The organism is Amycolatopsis sp. NBC_01307 (assembly GCF_035975215.1).
GTDB lineage: Bacteria > Actinomycetota > Actinomycetes > Mycobacteriales > Pseudonocardiaceae > Amycolatopsis.
In genome coordinates, this window is record NZ_CP108403.1 from 10,335,198 (window position 1) to 10,354,854 (window position 19,657).

At 71.7% G+C, this 19,657-nt stretch carries 17 protein-coding genes; 12 read left to right on the forward strand and 5 right to left on the reverse strand.

Annotated features, from left to right (window positions below; translation table 11 throughout):
* Window positions 1-109: 109 nt before the first annotated feature.
* From OG439_RS46670 to OG439_RS46680, 3 genes are read left to right on the forward strand one after another with little or no spacing between them, the layout of a single operon-like run.
* Complete coding sequence (locus OG439_RS46670; RefSeq protein ID WP_326946741.1) at window positions 110-766, forward strand: hypothetical protein; 657 nt, start codon at window positions 110-112, stop codon at window positions 764-766.
* A 34-nt stretch (window positions 767-800) separates the two neighbouring features.
* Window positions 801-2,372: an alkaline phosphatase D family protein gene (locus tag OG439_RS46675; RefSeq protein ID WP_326946742.1), complete on the forward strand. Its 1,572-nt coding sequence runs from the start codon at window positions 801-803 to the stop codon at window positions 2,370-2,372.
* Between the two features lie 24 nt (window positions 2,373-2,396).
* Window positions 2,397-3,023, forward strand: coding sequence for a TetR family transcriptional regulator (locus OG439_RS46680; protein ID WP_326946743.1), 627 nt, complete (start codon window positions 2,397-2,399; stop codon window positions 3,021-3,023).
* A 553-nt stretch (window positions 3,024-3,576) separates the two neighbouring features.
* Here the strand turns inward: OG439_RS46680 and OG439_RS46685 are convergent.
* Complete coding sequence (locus tag OG439_RS46685; RefSeq protein WP_326946744.1) at window positions 3,577-4,848, reverse strand: MGH1-like glycoside hydrolase domain-containing protein; 1,272 nt, start codon at window positions 4,846-4,848, stop codon at window positions 3,577-3,579.
* Between the two features lie 85 nt (window positions 4,849-4,933).
* Here OG439_RS46685 and OG439_RS46690 point away from each other — a divergent pair, with 85 nt between their 5' ends.
* Together OG439_RS46690 and OG439_RS46695 are read left to right on the forward strand one after the other, a co-directional pair.
* Entirely contained in the window at window positions 4,934-6,082 is a 1,149-nt protein-coding gene (locus OG439_RS46690; protein WP_326946746.1) for an ROK family transcriptional regulator, read from the forward strand.
* Window positions 6,083-6,680: 598 nt separating this feature from the next.
* Window positions 6,681-8,645: a S53 family peptidase gene (locus OG439_RS46695; protein ID WP_326946747.1), complete on the forward strand. Its 1,965-nt coding sequence runs from the start codon at window positions 6,681-6,683 to the stop codon at window positions 8,643-8,645.
* A gap of 35 nt (window positions 8,646-8,680) precedes the next feature.
* Here OG439_RS46695 and OG439_RS46700 read toward each other — a convergent pair whose 3' ends face one another.
* The gene (locus tag OG439_RS46700; RefSeq protein WP_326943343.1) at window positions 8,681-9,886 is read right to left on the reverse strand and encodes an IS30 family transposase; all 1,206 of its coding nucleotides are present in this window, start codon (window positions 9,884-9,886) and stop codon (window positions 8,681-8,683) included.
* 87 nt (window positions 9,887-9,973) lie between these two features.
* A complete protein-coding gene (locus OG439_RS46705) occupies window positions 9,974-11,524 on the reverse strand; it encodes a sensor histidine kinase (protein WP_326951796.1) in 1,551 nt (516 codons plus the stop codon).
* A 153-nt stretch (window positions 11,525-11,677) separates the two neighbouring features.
* Between OG439_RS46705 and galE the strand changes: the two genes are divergently transcribed.
* The 4 genes from galE to OG439_RS46725 all read left to right on the forward strand — a co-directional run bounded on the left by galE (window position 11,678) and on the right by OG439_RS46725 (window position 15,809).
* Window positions 11,678-12,637 (forward strand): UDP-glucose 4-epimerase GalE, encoded by a 960-nt coding sequence (gene galE / locus OG439_RS46710; protein ID WP_326946748.1) that lies wholly within the window; start codon window positions 11,678-11,680, stop codon window positions 12,635-12,637.
* Window positions 12,638-12,724: 87 nt separating this feature from the next.
* Window positions 12,725-14,098, forward strand: coding sequence for a purine-cytosine permease family protein (locus OG439_RS46715; protein WP_326946749.1), 1,374 nt, complete (start codon window positions 12,725-12,727; stop codon window positions 14,096-14,098).
* 44 nt (window positions 14,099-14,142) lie between these two features.
* Window positions 14,143-14,817: an SDR family NAD(P)-dependent oxidoreductase gene (locus tag OG439_RS46720; RefSeq protein ID WP_326946750.1), complete on the forward strand. Its 675-nt coding sequence runs from the start codon at window positions 14,143-14,145 to the stop codon at window positions 14,815-14,817.
* On the forward strand, window positions 14,814-15,809 hold the full coding sequence (locus tag OG439_RS46725) for an S-adenosylmethionine:tRNA ribosyltransferase-isomerase (RefSeq protein WP_326946751.1): 996 nt from the start codon (window positions 14,814-14,816) through the stop codon (window positions 15,807-15,809). Before OG439_RS46720 ends, OG439_RS46725 begins: the two co-directional genes overlap by 4 nt.
* Before the next feature lie 56 nt (window positions 15,810-15,865).
* Here the strand turns inward: OG439_RS46725 and OG439_RS46730 are convergent, their stop codons facing one another.
* Complete coding sequence (locus tag OG439_RS46730) at window positions 15,866-16,267, reverse strand: hypothetical protein (RefSeq protein WP_247061644.1); 402 nt, start codon at window positions 16,265-16,267, stop codon at window positions 15,866-15,868.
* Window positions 16,264-16,695, reverse strand: coding sequence for a hypothetical protein (locus OG439_RS46735; protein WP_326946752.1), 432 nt, complete (start codon window positions 16,693-16,695; stop codon window positions 16,264-16,266). The genes OG439_RS46730 and OG439_RS46735 overlap by 4 nt, the downstream gene beginning before the upstream one ends.
* A gap of 185 nt (window positions 16,696-16,880) precedes the next feature.
* On the opposite strand from OG439_RS46735, the gene OG439_RS46740 reads away from it, so the two are divergent.
* Genes OG439_RS46740 through OG439_RS46750 form a run of 3 tightly spaced genes read left to right on the forward strand, consistent with a single transcriptional unit; the run spans window position 16,881 to window position 19,624 of the window.
* Complete coding sequence (locus OG439_RS46740) at window positions 16,881-17,939, forward strand: ABC transporter substrate-binding protein (RefSeq protein WP_326951797.1); 1,059 nt, start codon at window positions 16,881-16,883, stop codon at window positions 17,937-17,939.
* Between the two features lie 19 nt (window positions 17,940-17,958).
* The gene (locus OG439_RS46745) at window positions 17,959-18,750 is read left to right on the forward strand and encodes an ABC transporter ATP-binding protein (RefSeq protein ID WP_247061646.1); all 792 of its coding nucleotides are present in this window, start codon (window positions 17,959-17,961) and stop codon (window positions 18,748-18,750) included.
* Window positions 18,737-19,624 (forward strand): ABC transporter permease, encoded by an 888-nt coding sequence (locus OG439_RS46750; protein WP_326946753.1) that lies wholly within the window; start codon window positions 18,737-18,739, stop codon window positions 19,622-19,624. Before OG439_RS46745 ends, OG439_RS46750 begins: the two co-directional genes overlap by 14 nt.
* Window positions 19,625-19,657: the final 33 nt, after the last annotated feature.

The window sequence follows — 19,657 nt, forward strand, 5'->3', positions numbered from 1 at the left end:
CCCGGATGCTATTTCCCGGCCACCGGGCCCGATAGATCCATTCGGAGTGTCTGCGCGCGGGTCCGGCGCTTTGTATGGGACGTGTACCGGAGTGCGTCACGCTCCCGCCATGAAGCGTTTGAACCTCCGGCGTATCGCCGGCTTAGGGATCATTCTCACGGCGGTGGGCACGCTCTCGGTGGGCGGCGCGCTCGAGGCGTCCGCCGCGGCGACCGGCACCATCAAGACCGCGGGCGACCCGCTGAACGTCCGCCGGGCGCCCACCACGAGCGCCACGGCTGTCAAGACCGTCGCGAACGGCGCGTCGGTGAGCATCGACTGCCAGACCACCGGCACGTCCGTGACCGGCACCTTCGGCACGAGCACGTTGTGGGACTACGTGCCCGCGCTCGGCGGCTACGTCTCCGACACCTACGTCAACACGGGCTCCGACACGCGGGTCGCGCCCGACTGCGGCGTCGGCACGGGCAGCGGCCAGTGCGCCGACGCCTGCGTCGGCGAGGGCCAGTACCGCTCGTCCGACTCGCACTTCCTGGTCTACGACACCGATGCCGACGGCTACTCCGCCGTCGTCACCTACTGGCTCAAGGGCGGCGCCGGCCCGTTCTACGTCTGGAACTCCGGCGGCGAGGGCACGAAGGTCGACAAGGCCGTGACCGTCGCGAAGGGCGGCTGGGTCTTCTACAAGGTCTGCGTCGCCAACTACACCACCGGCCAGCCGGACCTGAAGTCCTGCAGCGACGGCATCACCGACTTCGCCGCCTGACCGCGTCTTCCCCCTCCCCGAAAGGACTTCCGACATGAGTCAGGTCAACCGGCGCAAGGTGCTGCTCGGCGGCCTCGCCGCGGTCACCGCCACGGCGGCTTCGGCGGCCCTGCCGTCCTGGGCGAACGCCCGTACCACGGCGGCCGCGCCCGCCATCCACGATCCGTTCCAGCTCGGTGTCGCCTCCGGCGATCCGCTTCCCGACAGCGTGGTGCTGTGGACGAGACTCGCGCCCGCGCCGCTGAACGCGGACGGTTTCGGCGGCATGCCCGACGCGACGTACGCGGTCGACTGGGAGATCGCGAACGACGCGGCGTTCAGCTCGATCGTGCAGAGCGGCTCGGCGAGCGCGGTCCGCGCGTCCGCCCACAGTGTCCACATCGAACCCGTCGGGTTGCAGCCCGCGCGTGAATACTTCTACCGCTTCAAGACTTCCGGCTACATCTCGCCGGTCGGCCGCACGCGCACCGCGCCCGCCGCGGGCGCCGCCGTCAACCAGCTCAAGTACTGCTTCACCTCCTGCCAGCACTGGGAGGAGGGCTACTACCACGCGTACAAGGGCGTCGTGGCCGACGACCCGGACCTGGTGCTGTTCCTCGGCGACTACATCTACGAGAAGAAGTCGGGCCGCGCCGCGGCGGAGCGCAACCCGCGCAGCCTCGCCGTCGCCGACGACGCGACCACGCTCGCGATCTACCGCGCCCGCCACGGGCAGCACAAGACCGACGCCGACCTGCAGGCCGCGCACGCCATCGCGCCGTGGATCGTCGTCTTCGACGACCACGAGGTGATGAACAACTGGAACGGCACCACCTCGCCCGCGCCCGCCGCGCGCAAGGCCGCCGGGTTCCAGGCGTTCTACGAGCACACCCCGATCCGCTCGACCGCGAAGCCGAACGGCTCGTCGATCCAGCTGTACCGCCAGCTCATGTGGGGCAACCTCGCCCGGTTCCACATGCTCGACACCCGCCAGTTCCGCAACGCCCAGGTCGCCGACCCGTCCGGCTCGGCCGGCCCGGCCTGCGCCGACATGCGCAGCACCTCGCGCAGCATCCTGGGGGCCACGGAGGAGGCGTGGCTGCTCAAGCAGTTCGAGTCGCACCCGGCGACGTGGGACTTCCTCGGTCAGCAGGTCTTCTTCGCCACGCGGGACGGCGACGGCAACAAGGCCACCTGCGAGAGCCCCGACTCCTGGCAGGGCTACGAGGCCTCACGCGACCGGATCGCGAAGGGCTGGGTCGACCGGAAGGTGGCCAACCCGATCGTGCTGACCGGCGACGTCCACCGGCACTGGGCCGCCGACCTGCGGCTGGACTACTTCGACCACAGCGACCCGCTCATCGGCTCGGAGCTCGTCACGACGTCGGTGACGAGCAACAGCGATACCGCGACCCCGCCGAGCGCGGCCTGGCTGGCGAACAACCCGCACGTCAAGTACTGCAAGGGCGAGCGCGGCTACGTCCGCGTCACGGCCACGCCGTCGCAGACGCGGGCGGACTTCATGACGACGTCCGACACCAGCGTCTACGACCCGGCGAAGGTGGTCATCAAGAACGACGCCAGCTACGTAGTGCAAGCAGGGACGCCTGGCCTGCAGAAGGTCTGACCCCCGGGCGCTACGCTGAGTGACGTGACCGATGAACTGGGCCTGCGGGAGCGCAAGAAGCTCCGCACGCGGGCGGCGATCTCGACGGCGGCGATCACGCTCTTCCTGGAGCGCGGGTTCGACGCCGTCGGGGTCGCCGAGGTGGCGCGGGTGGCCGAGGTGTCCAAGCGGACCCTCTTCGCCTACTTCCCGAGCAAGGAGGACCTGGTGCTGCACCGGTTCGCCGACCACGAGACGGACGCGGCGGACGTCGTCCGCGCCCGCCGCCCGGGCCAGGGACCGCTGGCGGCGCTGCGGGAGGCGTTCCTGCGCGGCCTCGCCGAGCGCGAGCCGGTGACCGGCCTGTGCGACGCCCTCGAGGTCGTCGCGGTGTTCCGGCTGGTCACCGGCACCCCGGCACTGGTGGCGCGGCTGGCGGAGTTCGTCTCCGCGGGGGAGGCGGCACTGGCACTGGCGTTGATGGAAGCGAACGTGCCTTCACTGGACGCCGAACTGGCGGCGGCCCAGATCGCGGCGGTCCGCCGGCTGCTGTCGACGGCCAACATGGACGCCGTCGCGAACGGAATTCCCGCTGAGCAGCGCCATCCGGACGCGGTCGCCGCCGCCGATCGGGCGTTCGGCCTGCTGTCGTCCGGCGTAGGTTTCGGCTGATGCGGGATTCACGGTGTGGACCATGAAAAATGCACGTTCGCCGCGGGCTCCGCGAAGGTAGACTGCGAAAATCCTGATAGGACGCCGAAGCCGGCAGAGGTCTTCGGTGTCAGGACCGGTTCGCCGCCACGAAAACCGGAGCACCGCACCATCGCACAACGGGGGACCCGCACCCGGCTGGGGGTGGTGCGGGTCCCCTGGTCGGCCGTGGGAAAACGCTTTCTGCCGTTCACAGCAGCACGTCGGGCCTGGGTGATGGCTTCGTCCAGGGTCCGGTGCAGCCGGTCCGGCGGGACGACTTCCTCCAGGTGCTCCGCGAAGTTGACGTGCGGTGAATGGATCGACGCGGACCGGTCGCCGGGCAACCGCACGGCCCCTTGTCCACGGCTGGCCGCAGCTCGCCGGTTCACAGTTCGGCCCGCGCGACGATGCTCGAATACCCCGCGGCGTCGAGGAACAGCAGGTACGCGTCGTCGTGGGTCACGTCGGTCCGGCACACCACAACGCGAAGCGGCGGCCGGCCCACCCGCCCCCGACGCGGCTGGGCCGGCCGTCAGCCGGTGGTGGACATCAGGTCCACGGTGAGCGCCGCGGTCCAGCCGAACGAGCGGGCGCCGTGGCCCGCGCCGGTGAACGGGTCCGCGTACTCCGCGAAACCCGTGCGCGTGGCCGTTTCGACGAGGTCGTCGCGCAGCCACGAGGCCAGCGCGTGCTCGCCGTGGTGCAGCAACCCCTGGCGGACCAGCCAGCCGACGTTGAACCACGACGGGCCGCGCCAGTAGCGGCCCGGGTCGAAGTCGGCCGCGGTCAGGTCGTAGCTCGGGACGCCGTGCACCTGGCCGAGCCGGAAGCGCGGGCCGGTGGCGGTGGCCAGCAGCGCGGGCGCGACGGCGAGGTCCGGCAGCACGAGCGGCAGCAGCCCGGCGCACGTGTACTCGCGGGTGCGCTCGCCGGTGCGGACGTCGCGGGCGAAGAAGAAGCCGGACGCGCTGTCCCACAACGTTTCCTGCAGCGCCTTGGCGACGCGGGCCGCGCTGTCGCGGTGCGTGGCGGCGGCCGCGGGCAGGCCGAGCACCTCGGCGATCTCGGCCAGCGCGAGCTCGGCGTCGGCCAGCAGCGCGTTGAGGCCCGGGTCCTCGACGGTGAAGCCGCCGTCGACGTCGGCCCAGCGCGCGTCGAGGTAGCCGCTGTCTCGGTAGGCCGACGCGAGCCGGACGTAGCGGCCGTAGTCCTCGTCGCTCGGGCGGTCGGCGGCGTGGCCGTGCTCCAGGTCGCGGCGGACGAACCCGGCCGGGTCGGCGGGCGTGACGCGCGAAAGCGGGCCGTCCCACGCCGGGCTGTTGTCCATCCCCGACTCCCAAGGGTGCACGATCGAGGCGAGCCCGCGCCCGCCGGCGTCGCGGTAGGTCCGCAGGTAACCGTGCCAGGCCTTGAGCTTCGGGTAGAGCGTCGCGAGGAACGTCTCGGCGCCGGAACCCGCCGGGTCGGCGCGGTGCACGGCCAGCACGGCGCGCGCGTGCACCGGCGGCTGGATCAGCCCGGACGTCCGTCCGGCGCGCCAGAACGCGGGGCCGGGGAAGTACGCCTCGGGCGGGGTGTCCGGGTTGAAGAGGATGTGCGGGACGCGGCCGTCGCGCCACTGCGCGGAGAACAGCGTCACCAGCTCGCGCCGGGCGCGCTCCGGGGCCAGGTGGCGCAGGCCGAAGGCGATGAAGGCGGAGTCCCAGCTCCACTGGTGCGGGTACAGCCCGCGCGAGGGCACGGTGGACGCGCCGATCCAGTTCTCGGCCAGCACGGCCTCAGCGGACCCCCATGTTACGTCCATGTGTCCAATCTATCTCCTACTTATGTCTTGTCAATGGACAAAAGTAGGCCCTGGGATGATGTGACCCACAGCGAAGGGGGCCCGGATGACCACGTCGACCAGCGCCGGTGAGCTGCTGAGACTGGTCCGGACCGGTCAGGCGACCACGCGCAAGGCCCTGCTCACGCGCAGCGGGCTGTCCCGCTCGACGCTCACCGCGCGGCTCGACCTGCTCCAGTCGGCGGGCCTGCTGGCCGAGGGCGGGCAGGAGGACTCCACCGGTGGCCGCCCCGCGCGGCAGCTGCGGTTCGACGACCGGCACGCCGTCGTCCTCGCCGCGAGCGTCGACACGATGCACGCCGAGGTCGCGCTGACCGACCTGTCCGGACGCCGGCTGGGGGGCCGCGAGGGCCCGGTGCGCGTCGCCGACGGCCCGGAACCCGTGCTCGGCCGGATCGCGGAGTGGTTCGAGGAGCTGCTCGCCGACGTCGACCTGCCAGTCTGCGGGGTGGGGATCTCCGTGCCGGGGCCGGTCGAGCCGGGGCAGGCGCGGGTCACGCAGCCGCCGATCATGCCGGGCTGGGACCGCTACCCGATCGACGAGTACCTGGGGGAGCGGTTCGGCGCCCCGGTGCTGGTCGACAACGACGCGAACCTGATGGCCCTGGGCGAGCACCGCGCCCGCCACCCGGAGTCGCCCGCGCTGGTGGTCGTCAAGGTGTCCACCGGCATCGGCGCCGGCCTGGTCATCGGCGGCGACGTCTACCGCGGGGTCGACGGCGGCGCCGGCGACATCGGGCACATCCGGCTGCCGGCGTTCCCGGAGGCCCGCTGCATGTGCGGCTCCCAGGGCTGCCTAGCGGCGGTCGCCAGCGGCGGCGCGCTGGCCGCGCGCCTGACCGAGCAGGGCCTGCCGACGACGTCGGGCTCGGGCGTGCGCGACCGCATCCTGGCCGGCGAACCGGCGGCGGTCCGGCTGGCCGAGTTCGCGGGCCGCCAAGTGGGCGAGGTGCTCGCGACGCTGGTGTCGGTGGTCAACCCGGGCGTCCTGGTGATCGCGGGCGACCTGGCCGAGCCGCATTTCGTGGCGGGTGTCCGCGAGGTGCTGTACCGGCGCGCGTTACCGCGGGCGACGCAGAGCCTGCAGGTGGAGATCGGCGGCACCGGGCTCGCGGTGGACGGCGCGGTGGCGATGGTGGTGGAGTCGGTCTTTTCCCCGGTGGAAGTGGATCGCCGGCTGGCGGCGCAGGTCTGACGCCGGGCCGCGGCCGGACCCGGATCGGCGTGGCGACGATAGGGCGGTCGGCGGGTTTGCGGCGCCGGTGTCGGTGGTCAACCCGGGTGTCTTGGTGACCTGGCCGAGCCGCATTTCGTGGCCGGGGTCCGCGAGGTGTCGTGCTGGCGGGCGAGGCGGAATTGCGGGTCGAGATCGGTGGCCCTGGGCTCGCGCTGGAGATGGTGTTTCCCCGGTGGAAGTGGATCGCCGGCTGGCGGCGCAGGTCTGACGTCGGGCCGCGGCCGGTCCCGGATCCCCGGCCGAGCCGGTGGCTGACGGCTTAAGTGCCGTCATCGCGGGACTGTCCGGAGTGGACGGAGCAACCGACTTTCGTAGGTGGCGGGTACTCCGATCGCGTGGTCCGTAATACGGCCACGAATCGGACTTACCGCGCATCGCGGAGCAATCCTCGCGTATTTCGGACGACAAATCGGATTTCCGTCCCGCGCTCCGGATCCGGTGAATTCGCGACCAGATAACGGTTCCGCAAGTACTTCCCCGGGGCCGGAACCCCGATCTAGTCTCGTCCGGTGTTCTAGGTCCGTTACCCGGGCCGATTCAGAAGAGGGAGATTTCTGTGCGAAGAAGCTCCACCCTGCTCCTTTCGCTCGCGGTGGTGGGTGGTCTCACCGCGGCCATGCCGGCAGCGGCGTCGGCACAGGGGCGTCAGGACATTCCGCAGTCGCACCCGTTGTGGGCGAACGCGCAGGCGAAGGTCGCCGACACGGCGCCCGCCGCGAAGCTGAGCTTCCGCGTCTACCTGAACCAGCGCGACAACGCCGGAGCCGAGGCGCTGGCCCAGGCCGTGTCCGACCCGGACAGCAAGACCTACCGCCAGTTCCTGAGCACCGACCAGGTGCGGGACCGCTTCGCCGCCAGCGACGCGACGGTCAACGCCGTCAAGGCGTGGCTGACCGGCAGCGGCTTCAGCATCGGCGACATCCCGTCGAACCGCGCCTACGTCGAGGCCACCGGCACCGCCGGCCAGACGCAGAACGCGTTCGGCGTCAAGCTGGGCAAGTACAACGTCAAGGGCCAGACCCTCCGCGCCGCCGACAAGAACCTTTCGGTGCCCGCGAACCTGGCGAGCGACGTGCTCGGCGTCGTCGGCGTGGACCAGGCGACCAACCTGTTCAAGCCGGACCACACCGACGGTATCGACTCCGGCAAGGCGACCAAGTCGGTCCAGCCGTCGGACGTCGCCCCCGGTCCCGGCTTCCGCAACGCGCCGCCGTGCAGCTCCTACTACGGCGAGAAGGTCGACACCACCGACCCCGCCTACAACGGCAAGCAGCTGACCTACGCGCCCTGCGGTTACACCCCGGCCCAGCTCCGCTCGGCCTACGGTGTCGACCAGGCCGCGAAGTTCGGCGCGGACGGCCACGGCACCACGATCGCCATCGTGGACGCCTTCGCTTCGCCGACGATCTACGCCGACGCGAGCACGTACGCGAAGAAGAACGACCCGCAGCACCCGCTGAAGCAGAGCCAGTTCTCGCAGCACGTCTTCCCGGCGAACCCGGTTCTCGAGCCGCCGGACCAGTGTGACGCGGCGGGCTGGTACGGCGAGGAGACCCTCGACGTCGAGGCCGCCCACGGGCTCGCCCCGGGCGCGAACATCCTCTACGTCGGCGGCGAGTCCTGCGAGGACAACGCGCTCGACGAGGCGCTGAACTACGTGATCGCCGGCCACAAGGCCGACATCGTGTCGAACTCCTACGGCGACACCGGCGAGGACATCCCGGCCGACGAGGTCAAGGTCTTCAACCAGATCTCGCTGCAGGCGGTCCTCGAGGGCATCGGCGTCTACTTCTCCTCGGGCGACAACGGTGACGAGGTGGCGCGCCTCGGCACGCCGTCGCCGGACTTCTCCGCCTCCGAGCCGTGGATCACCGCGGTCGGCGGCACGTCGCTGGCGGTCGGCAAGAACGGCCAGCGGCTGTTCGAGACCGGCTGGGAGACCAGCAAGTCCACGATCACCAACGGCGCCTTCGGGCCGTTCGCCTACACCTCCGGTTCCGGTGGTGGCACGAGCCGCCTGTTCCCGCAGCCCTTCTACCAGAAGGGTGTCGTGCCGGACTCGCTGTCCACGAAGAACCAGACGGCCGGCAACAAGGGCCGCGTGGTTCCGGACATCTCCGCGATCGGTGACCCGAACACCGGCTTCCTGGTCGGCCAGACGCAGACCTTCCCGGAGGGTGCGCACTACGACCAGTACCGGATCGGCGGCACGAGCCTCGCGTCGCCGGTGTTCGCCGGCATCATGGCGGTGGCCGACAGCTTCGACCACTTCCACCACGGCTTCATCAACCCCGTGATCTACAAGCTGACCTCCCGCACCAAGGCGATCAGCGACGTGCAGCACGTGGACGCCGCGGTGGCCCGGGTCGACTACGCGAACTCGGTCGACGCGTCGGACGGTCTGCTCCGCTCGGTGCGGACGTTCGACTACCAGGGTCTGACGATCCACACCACCAAGGGCTACGACGACGTGACCGGCCTCGGCTCGCCCAGCGGGCTGCTGTTCCTGCTCCTCGTCTAGTCAGCTCCATCGAGGTCCGTGAAGGCCTGGCGGATTCACGCAGTGGTTGCAACACCTGGTGTTTGTTGATCTGACAGTAGCTTCGTGAGGGCCTCGGTTGGTGTCCGCCAGCCGAGGGTCTCCCGAGGCCGCCCGTTCAGCTCCTCCGCCACCCGCACCAGATCATCCGCGCTGTGCTGGGACAGGTCGGTGCCTTTGGGAAAGTACTGCCGGAGCAGACCGTTGGTGTTCTCGTTGCTGCCGCGCTGCCAGGGCGAATGCGGATCGCAGAAGTAGATCTGCAACCCCGTGTCCAGGGTGATCTTCCGGTGATGGGCCATTTCTTTGCCCTGATCCCAGGTCAGCGAGCCCAGCAGCAGCGGCGGCAACGTCTGGATCATCTCGGTCATCGCCGCGGCGACGGTGGCTGCGTCCCGCCCGTGGGGCAGGTGCAGCAGCATCACGAACCGGGTCGAGCGTTCCACCAGCGTCCCGATCGCGGACCGATTGTCCTTGCCCAGGATCAGGTCGCCTTCCCAATGCCCCGGGACCGTCCGGTCGGCGGCCTCGGCAGGCCGCTCGGAAATGTTGACCATGTCTTGGATCCCGCCCGACGGGCGTTCCCGCCGGGTTTGGGCCTGCCGCCGCGGCATCCGCAACGCCCGCCCGGTCCGCAGTGCCGCGGTCAGTTCCCGGCGCAACGCGCCCCGGCCCTGCACATACAGCGACTGATAGATCGTCTCGTGCGACACCCGCATCTCCGGCCGGTCGGGAAAGTCCAGCACCAGTCTCTCGGAGATCTGCCGCGGCGACCACTTCCGGGTCAGCCCGTCCTGCACCGCCGCCCGCAACGCCGGATCGGCGCGCAGCTTCGCCGGTTTGGGTCGTTTCGCGCGTTCCTCGGCCGCGTGCTGGGCACTGCTGGCCCGGTAGTGGCCGGTCAGGCCGGTGTTGCGGGCCAGCTCCCGTGACACTGTCGAGGCCGGCCGGTCGATCGTTCTGCCGATGGCGCGTGGGCCGTGACCTGCGGCTTTCAGACAGGCGATCTCTTCCCGCTCGGCGATGGTCAGCCGGACCGGCCCGGGCTGGTGGGGTGCGTTGCTGATCACCCCGCCAGCTTGGCGGAACAGCCGCCCGCCTGTGGCGGGGGCGAAACCGGCCGCTTGCGCGGCCGGTTTCGCGGTCAGGCCTGCCCGGATCTGCTGCCAGAACAGCAGCTGCGCCGAGCGTGGTAGCCACCGATGGGTTCGTACCCGTGTCATCGCAGTTCCACCCTTCGCTGGGCGGTGTTGCAACGACTCCATGACTCCGAGCCTCCTTACCGGCTCTTACGGCCGGTAAGGAGGCCTTCACGGCGTTTCGGGCCGCGTTGCGAGGGGGATGACCGCGCGGATCGTCGTGCCTTCCCCGGAGGTCTCCACGCACAGCTCGCCGCCCAGGGCCTGGACGCGGTCGCTCAGCCCGGCCAGTCCCGAGCCGCCGGCGGGGTCCGCGCCGCCCACGCCCCGGTCCGTCACCTCGACCCGCAGCTGCGCGCCGGCTACCGCGATGCGGACGTCCGCGTGGCCGGTCCGCGCGTGCTTCAACGTGTTCGTCAGCGCTTCCGACGTGACGTAGTAGGCCGTCGCCTCCACCGCCGCGTCGAGGCGGGGAACCGTGCCCACCGAGAGCGCCACCTCCATCGGGACGCGGTCCGCCAGCGACCGCACCGCCGCGACCAGGCCCGCCTCGGTGAGGATCGCCGGGCGGATGCCGCGGGCCAGCTCGCGCAGCTCGGTGATCGCCGTCTGCAGCTCGTCGACCGTGCTCGTCAGCAGCTCGCCGACCGCCGGCGGCAGCTCCACGCGGCGGTTGGCCATCCGCAGCAGCAGGACGACGCTGACCAGCCGCTGCTGCGCGCCGTCGTGGAGGTCGCGTTCCAGCCGGCGGCGCTCCTCGTCACCGGCCGCGACGAGCCGGGCCCGCGACGCGCGCACCTCGGCCAGCCGTTGTTCGAGCTCGGCGGTGAGCCGCTGGTTGTCCAGCACCAGCCCGGCCGCCGCGTTGAGCGCGTCGATCGAACGGCTGTCCTTCCACACCTCGTCGTCCTGCACCAGCGCCGCCAGCCCGGTGCCGTCGCGCTCCAGCAGCAGCCGGATCATCTCGGCGTTGCCGACGCGGGCGCGCAGCACGCCGGCCAGGAACGCCAGCGGCCACAGGCAGAACGCGATCCGGTAGATCCCGAGCAGCGGCTCGGACAGCGGGCTGGCGTCTCCGAGCGCGGTGCCCGCCGCCGACGTCGCGGCGCCGACGAGGGCGATCGCGATCACCGGCGACAGCAGCCGCCGCTGGGGCAGCCGGCCGGTCAGCCACCGGTACAGCAGCACCACGAGGACACCGGCGCTGATCACCGCGGCGGCCAGGCCCAGGACGCGGTCGGCGAGGCCGTGCCCGTCGTGGTCGGCGGAGATCGCCGGCAGGTCGCGCGGGTCGTCGCTGAACAGCAGCCCGAGCACCCCCAGGCCGAGCACGACCAGGTACGACGCGGCGACGAGCAGCCGTTCCCACCGCGACCGGAGCCCGCCGTGCGGGAAGGCGAGCACCAGGTGTGCGATCACCGGGCTGGACGCGGCCCGCAGCGGCACGGCGAGCGTGTACAGCACCGGGTTCGCGGTGAACTGCAGGTCTTCGAGGAACAACGCGACGCCGACGAGCGCGATGAGCACGCCGATCGTGTTGGCCGGCCGCTGCACGTGCGCGACCGCGCCGGCGAGCAGGAACAGGAACCCGGTGGTGGTGCTGAGCGCGGTGTCGAGCGCGGAGTGGCTGCCGTCGGCGGCCTTGAGCGTCAGCGCGGTGACGCCGAGGCCGAAGCCGAGGCTCAGCAGCCCGGTCAGCACGACGGTCCGGGGGTGCTGCACCACGCGAACCCCTCCCGGACGGCTAACCGTGATTCGCCCGTTCGGCCCGCCGCGTTACACCGCGCGGCCGTCCGGGCACGGTGCGGCGCCGCGCACTCGCGGCCGGCCGGGTCGCTAAGCTCCCCTGACCATTCGGCGAGAGAGGATCTCACGGTGAAACTGCTGGTCACGGGCGGTGCGGGCTACATTGGGAGTGTGGTGACCCGAGCGCTACTGGCGGCCGGGCACGAGGTCGAGGTGCTCGACGACCTGTCGACCGGGCACCGCGCGAGCGTGCCGGACAGCGTGGCCTTCCACCAGCTGTCGGTGCACGACGCGGCTCGGGTGCTGACGCCCGAAGCGGGCTTCGACGGCGTGCTCCACTTCGCGGGGCGGATCGAGGTCGCGGAGTCCGTTGCCCGGCCGGACCGCTACTGGGACGTCAACGTGCGCGGCTCCCTCGCGCTGCTGGAAGCGGCCCGCGCGGCGCGCGTCCGGCGCCTGATCTTCTCGTCGACCGGTTCGATGTACCGGGGCGAGGGCGACGAGAAGCTCGACGAGACCGCCAGGGTGGAACCGCGCAACCCCTACGCGGCCAGCAAGCTCATGGTCGACCTGATGCTGTCCGCGGAAGCCGCGGCGTTCGGCCTCGGCGCGACGAGCCTGCGCTACTTCAACGCGGCGGGCGCGGTCGGCGACCTCGGCGAGCGGCACGACCCGGAGAGCCACCTCATCCCCATCGTGGTGCAGGTCGCGGCGGGCAAGCGGGAGCGGTTGCAGATGTACGGCGACGACTACCCGACCCCGGACGGCACGTGCGTGCGGGACTACATCCACGTCGCGGACCTGGCCACGGCGCACGTGCTCGCGCTGGAGGCGATCGAGCCCGGCCGGCACGAGATCTACAACCTGGGCAACGGCAACGGCTACACCAACATGCAGGTCGTGGCCGCGGTTCGCGAGGTCACCGGGCACCCCATCCCCGTGGTGCTCGCCCCTCGGCGCGACGGCGACGCGGTCGTCACCGTCGCGAGCAGCGAGAAGGCCCGGAAGGACCTGGGGTGGCAGCCCGGCCGGCCCGACCTGCGCGACATCGTCGCCGACGCCTGGGCCTTCCACACCAACCACCACTGACCGTCGAAGCACGTCGCGGGCTCGCCGGGCCGGTGGGTGATCACGCATCCCCTAGGGTTGCCTCGATCACCCGAGTGGAGGCAGGACATGAGCGGACGCGGTCTCGACGCCGAGGTCTTCGGCGGGCGGATGCCCGCCGGGGGCTCGGACCTGGCGATCGAAACCCACGGCATCACGCCGGTGCCGGAGAGCAACCGGTTCGGGCGGCCGTGGCGGTTGTTCAGCGTGTGGTTCGCGCCGAACCTGACCATGACGGCGGTCTTCACCGGCACCCTCGCCGCGTCGCTCGGCCTCGGCTTCTGGACGGGCCTGGTCGCGATGCTCGCCGGCACGGTCCTCGGGTCGCTGCCGGTGGCCTACCTGTCCACCTGGGGCCCGCGCACCGGCACCGGCCAGCTCCCGCTCGCGCGGCTGCCGTTCGGCGGCGGCGTCGTGCTGCCCGGCCTGGTGCAGTGGCTCGGTTCCATCGCCTGGGACGCCCTGGTCGGCCTGTTCGGCGGTGAGGCGCTGGCCGAGCTGACCGGGCTGCCGTTCTGGGCCGCGGTGCTGATCGTGCTGGTGCTGCAGTGCGCGCTCGGCGTCTTCGGCTACGCGCTGATCCACCGCGTGCAGGCCGTGATGAGTGTGCTGCTGGTGCTCGCGTTCGCCGCGCTCGCCGTGAAGGTCCTTTCCGGACACCCGATCGCGACGGCCGACACGGCCACCGGCGGCGACCACACCGGCGCCGTCGTGCTGTTCTCGACGATCGCGTTGTCGCTGGCGATCTCCTGGGCGCCGTACGCCTCGGACTTCAGCCGCTACCTGCCCGCGGACACGTCGTCGCGCGGCGTCTTCTGGTTCACCCTGCTCGGTCTGACGGCGTCGTACGCGATCGGCGAAGGCCTCGGGCTCGCGCTCGGGTCGTCGCTGGGCGACCAGACGGCGACCGGCGTCGCGACGTTGCTCGGCGGCGGTTTCCTCGGTTCGCTGGCCCTCGCGGTGATCGCGCTCGCGGCGGTGTCGTCCAACGCGATGAACGACTACAGCGGATCCCTGGCGCTGCAGACCGTCGGCGTCCGGCTGCGGCGCCCGGTGTCGGCGGTTCTCGTCACGGTGCTCGCGTTCGCGCTGATCCTCTGGATGCACAGCGGCGAGCTGGCGGCGAAGTTCCAGAACGTGCTGCTGTTCGTCAGCTACTGGATCCCGCCGTTCCTCGGCGTCGTGCTCCCGGACTGGCTGCGGCGCACCCGCGGCGCCCGATCCGTGGACGTCCGGGCCGCGACGACCACGCGTCCCTGGGCCGCCGTCGTGGCGTTCGTCGCGGGTTTCGGCGCGGCGGTGCCGTTCATGAACACGTCGCTCTACACCGGCCCGGTCGCCGCGGCCCTGCACGGCGCCGATCTCGCCTACTACGTCGGGCTCGTCGTTTCGCTGGCAGCGTATTTCCTGCTGCGCGGCCGCCGTCCGGTTGACCTCGACTAATGTAGAGGTTCAACGATGGTGTGGTACCCCTGCAAGGAGGAACCATGCCAGTCGCACTGATCACCGGCGCCTCGGCGGGGCTGGGGAAGGCCCTCGCCGCGGCCCTGGTGAGTCGCAAGTGGACGGTCGTCGGCGACGGCCGGGACGCGGCCGCGCTGACCGCCGCGGCCCGGGAGGCGGGCTTCACGCCCGTCCCCGGCGACGTCGCCGACCCGGACCACCGCGCCGCACTCGCCGCCACCGTCGGCTCCGGGCTCGACCTGCTCGTCAACAACGCCAGTACGCTCGGCGTCAGCCCGCTGCCGCCGCTGGGCCGTTATCCCTTGGCGGAGCTGGAAAACGTCTACCGCGTGAACGTCTTCGCGCCGCTCGCGCTGACCCAGCTGCTGCTGCCCGCCCTGACGAAGACCGGCGGCACGATCGTCGACGTCAGCTCGGACGCCGCCGTCGAAGCCTACGAAGGCTGGGGCGGCTACGGCTCCGCGAAGGCCGCGCTCGACCAGCTCACCGCCGTGCTCGGCGCGGAGCACCCGGACCTGGCCGTCTACGCGGTCGACCCCGGCGACCTGCGCACCGCGATGCACCAGCTCGCCTTCCCCGGCGAGGACATCTCCGACCGGCCGCTGCCCGAGGCGGCGGTCCCGGCGTTCCTGCGGCTGCTCGACGAGCGTCCGGCCAGCGGCCGTTACCGCGCCGCCGACCTGCTGGTGCCCGCATGAGCGTCCGGTTCGACCTGCCCGGCGAACTGTCGGCGTCGGCGCCACCGGAAGCCCGCGGGGTGGCGCGCGACGAGGTCCGCCTGCTGGTCGCGAGCCCGTCCGCGGTGCACCACACGGTGTTCAGCGCGCTGGGCGATCACCTGCGGCCGGGCGACCTGCTGGTCGTCAACACGTCCGGGACACTGCCCGCGGCGATCGACGCCCGTCGCGGCGGGCGTCCGGTCGTCGTCCACTTCTCGACCGAGCTGGCCGACGGCGCGTGGGTGGTCGAGCTGCGCGCCCCCGGCGGCCCGCTGCTCGACGGCCGGCCGGGCGAGCGCCTGGACCTGCCCGGGGGCGCGTCGCTGACGCTGCTCGCCGAGCACGTCCCGGGTCAGGCACGGCTGTGGCGGGCGGCCGCGTCGGTCCCGGTGCCCGGGTTGCTGGCCGCGAGCGGACGTCCGATCCGCTACGGCTACGTCCCGCGCGCGTGGCCGCTGAGCGACTACCAGACGGTGTTCGCCCGCGAGCCGGGCAGCGCCGAGATGCCGTCGGCGGCCCGGCCGTTCACGGACGCGCTGGTCACCCGCCTGGTGACCGACGGCGTGCTGGTCGCGCCGCTGCTGCTGCACACGGGGGTGTCGTCACTGGAGACCGGCGAGCCACCCCAGGCCGAGCGCTTCCGGGTCCCCGTGACGACCGCCGCGCTGGTTTCGTGGGTCCGCACCCGCGGCGGCCGCGTGATCGCGGTGGGCACGACGGCGGCCCGCGCCCTGGAGTCGGCCTTCGACGGTCCTGCCGAGGGCTGGACGGACCTGGTCCTGGGCCCGGACCGCCCGGCCCGGGTGGTGGACGGCATCGTCACGGGCCTGCACGCGCCGGACGCGTCCCACCTGCTGCTCCTGGAGGCGGTGGCCGGCCCGGAGCTGGTCCAGCGCGCGTACGACGCGGCGGTGGAGCGCCGCTACCTCTGGCACGAGTTCGGCGACGTCTCCCTGCTCCTGCGTCGCTGAAAAGCCGTGAATGCCACATTGAGGGACGTAGTGTCCCTCAATGTGGCATTCACGGACTACTGGCGGGCCGGTTCGCGGGCGTCGTCCTGGCGGCGGGCCCGGTACAGGCCGGCCACGGCGACGACCGTGATCCCCAGTCCGACGCCGCTGACGATCGAGGCCACCAGGCTCGCCGTGCCGGTCGCCAGGCCGAAGAGGCCGCCCAGGTAAACCGGAATGCACAGGCTGACCGGCAGCCAGGTCCGCAGCGCGAACGCGCGGTCCGATGCCAGCCACAGCACGAGCGAAACGGCCGCCGCGGTGGCGACCGGGATCGCCCAGACGACCATGCTCGTCACGGCGTCCATCCCCAGCGACCGGAGCCATTCGAACGACGCCTGGCCCAGCCCGACGAAGAGAACGACCAGCGCCACGCGGATGGTGGCCCCCTGGCCGGCACGGTGTGCGGTGCTCGTCATGTCATCCCTCCCAAGTCCGTGGTCACCTGTACCACGTCCGGATGACGCGTCCGGTTGCCCGCAACCCGCAATTCGATGGCAACGACCAGCAGAACGATCAACGCCAGGCCCGTCAGGAAGGTCAACACGAACAGGTGACCCCGCGACGCCGTGCCGGTGACCAGGCCCGTCAGGCCGATGGCCAGGGACGGCACGGCCGCCCAGTCCGGCAGGAACGCGGCCCGTGGGCGCGGCCTCCCGGAGAGCGCCCAGACCGCCAGACCGGCCAGCAGACCCAGCAGCGGGGCCGCGGCGACCGCCCCCACGGCCGGCCATTCGCCCAGGCCCGTCGTCTCCAGCCAGTCGGCGCCGATCGGCCCCAGTCCGAGAGCCGCCCACATCAGCAGCACCAGCTGGCTCGTCAGCCGGTTTCGCGCGTCAGGTTCCACAGCTCCCCCTCGGAAGTCGTCGTGAGCACCACGCGCGAGCGGCCCAGGAGGTTGCACTTAGGCGCCTGAATCGTCGATGTCAAGGAATCTCACTCGTTTTCCCGGGATGCGGATGGCTATGCGCCCCAGTGGGTGACCGTGCGAACCTCGCCCCCGACATCGACCCCGTGAAAGGCGACGCTGACGTGCGCTCCCACCACAGAACCCGCTTCCTGGCCTCGGCGTTCGCCGCCCTGACCGTCGTGGGCGTGCTCGCCGGCTGCTCCCGCGCCGCGGAGAACACCGCCCCCGCCGCCAACGCGGGCGCCGCCACCGAGGTCCGGCTCGGGTTCTTCCCGAACGTCACGCACGCCCCGGCGCTGATCGGCGTCAAGAAGGACTTCTTCAAGCAGGAACTGGGCTCGACCAAGCTCACCACCCAGACGTTCAACGCGGGCCCCGACGAGGTCAACGCGCTGCTGGGCAACTCCCTCGACATCGCCTACATCGGCTCCGGCCCGGCGATCAACGCCTTCACCAAGTCCAAGGGCACCATCCAGCTGATCTCCGGCGCGGTCTCGGGCGGCGCGCAGCTGGTCGTCAAGCCGGACATCGCGAGCGTCGACGCGCTCAAGGGCAAGAACATCGCCACCCCGCAGCTGGCCAACACCCAGGACGTCGCGCTCAAGAAGTTCCTCGCCGGCAAGAGCCTGACCGGCCAGGTCAAGATCACCAACCTGGACAACTCGAAGACGCTCGACGCCTTCAAGAAGGGCGAGGTCGACGGCGGCTGGCTGCCCGAGCCGTGGTCGTCGCGGCTGGTCCTCGACGCCGGCGCGAAGGTCCTGGTCGACGAGAAGGACCTGTGGCCCGGCGGCCGGTTCCCGACCACCGTCGTCATCGTGCGCAGCCAGTTCCTGCAGGAGCACCCGGACACCGTCCGCGCCGTGCTGAAGGGCCAGCTGGCCGCGATCGACTGGGCGAAGGCCAACCCGGCGGACGCGAAGACCGTCGTCAACGGCGCGCTCAAGGAGCTGGCCGGCAGCAGCCTCAGCCCGGCGGTCATCGACCGCGCGTTCTCGAACATCGAGCTGACTTCCGACCCGATCCCCGCCGAGTTCCCGCAGCTCGCGCAGGACTCGGTGACCGCGGGCGTCGTGAAGAGCGTCGTCGCGCTGAAGGGCTTCGCCGACTTCGGCCCGCTCAACGACGTCCTCAAGACCCAGAACCAGCCCGCCGTGAACGCGCCCGAGCTCATCAAGTGATCCGGAGAGGCAGCCTGCGATGACCACGACCCTCCCGAGTGGCCGGACCGGGCACACCGGCACGGCCGCGGTCCGGCTGGACGGTGTGCGCAAGACGTTCGGCACGGGCGGGCGCGCGGTGGTCGCGCTGGACGGCGTCGACCTGACGGTCGCGCCGGGCGAGTTCGTCTGCCTGCTCGGCGCGTCCGGCTGCGGCAAGAGCACGCTGCTGAACCTGGTCGCGGGCCTGGACGCGCCGTCGGCGGGGGAGATCACGCTCACGACGTCCCGGCCGGCGGTGATGTTCCAGGAGGCCGCGCTGATGCCGTGGCTGACCGCCGCGCGCAACGTCGAGCTGCCGCTGCGCCTGGCCGGCTTCGGCCGGGCCGAGCGCCGGGAGAAGGCCGCCGAGCTGCTGGACCTGGTCCGGCTGACCGACGCCGGGGCGAAGCGGCCGCACGAGCTGTCCGGCGGGATGCGCCAGCGCGTCGCGCTGGCCCGCGCGCTGGCCGCGACCCTGCGCGTCGGCGGCGACCCGGAGCAGGCGCTGCTGCTGATGGACGAGCCGTTCGCCGCGCTCGACGCCATCACCCGCGACGTCCTGCAGGGTGAGCTGCTGCGCGTCTACCGCAGCACCGGCACGTCGGTGCTGTTCGTGACCCACGACGTGCGCGAGGCGGTCCGGCTCGGGCAGCGCGTGGTGCTCCTGTCGTCGCGGCCCGGGCGGGTCGTGCGCGAGTGGGTGGACGTGCCGCTGGCCGACGCCGAGGAGCTGACCGAAGAGATCACCGGGCACCTGCGAGAGGTGATCAGCACCCATGCCGCAGCTTGACCGGCCCGCAGATGTCGAGGATCTCGACGCTGTAGGTGCTGGACTGGACTCGTTGGACACTCCGGTCGGGGACCGCCGGCCGAGCTTCTGGAAGCGGTTCGCCTGGGGGTTCCTGCCCCCGGTGCTGGCGCTCGTCGTGCTGGTCGTCGTCTGGCAGCTGCTGTGGGCCGCGGCGTTCTGGCCGGAGACGCAGCTGCCCGCGCCGATCGCCGTCTGGGACGAGTTCTGGAGCCACGTCGTCACCGGTGAGGTGTTCGGGTTCGTCTGGACGTCGGTGCACCGCGCCGCGCTCGGTTTCGTCGCCGGGGTCGTCCTCGGCACGCCGCTCGGGCTGCTCGTCGCGAAGGTCCGCGTGGTGCGGGCCGCGATCGGGCCGCTGCTGACCGGGCTGCAGAGCCTGCCGTCGGTGGCGTGGGTGCCGGCCGCGATCCTGTGGTTCGGCATCAACGACGGCGCGATCTACTTCGTCGTGCTGCTCGGTTCGGTGCCGTCGATCGCGAACGGCCTGGTCTCGGGTATCGACCAGATCCCGCCGATCCTGCCGCGCGTCGGCCAGGTGATGGGCGCGGGCCGGCTGTCGTCGGCCCGGCACATCCTGCTTCCCGCGGCGCTGCCGGGCTTCCTCGCCGGGCTCAAGCAGGGCTGGGCGTTCTCGTGGCGCTCGCTGATGGCGGCCGAGCTGATCGCGCTGTCCCCGCAGCTGGGCGTCGGCCTCGGCGCGTACCTGAACCAGGGCTCCTCGCTCAACAGCATCGAGACGGTGATCGCGGCGATCTTCCTGATCCTGCTGGTCGGCGTCGGGATCGAGCTGATCGTGTTCCGCCCGCTGGAACGCTCGGTGCTGCGGGCCCGCGGGCTCACGTCGTCGCTCTAGAAACTTTTCCGCGCGGCGTGTCGAAGCGCCGCC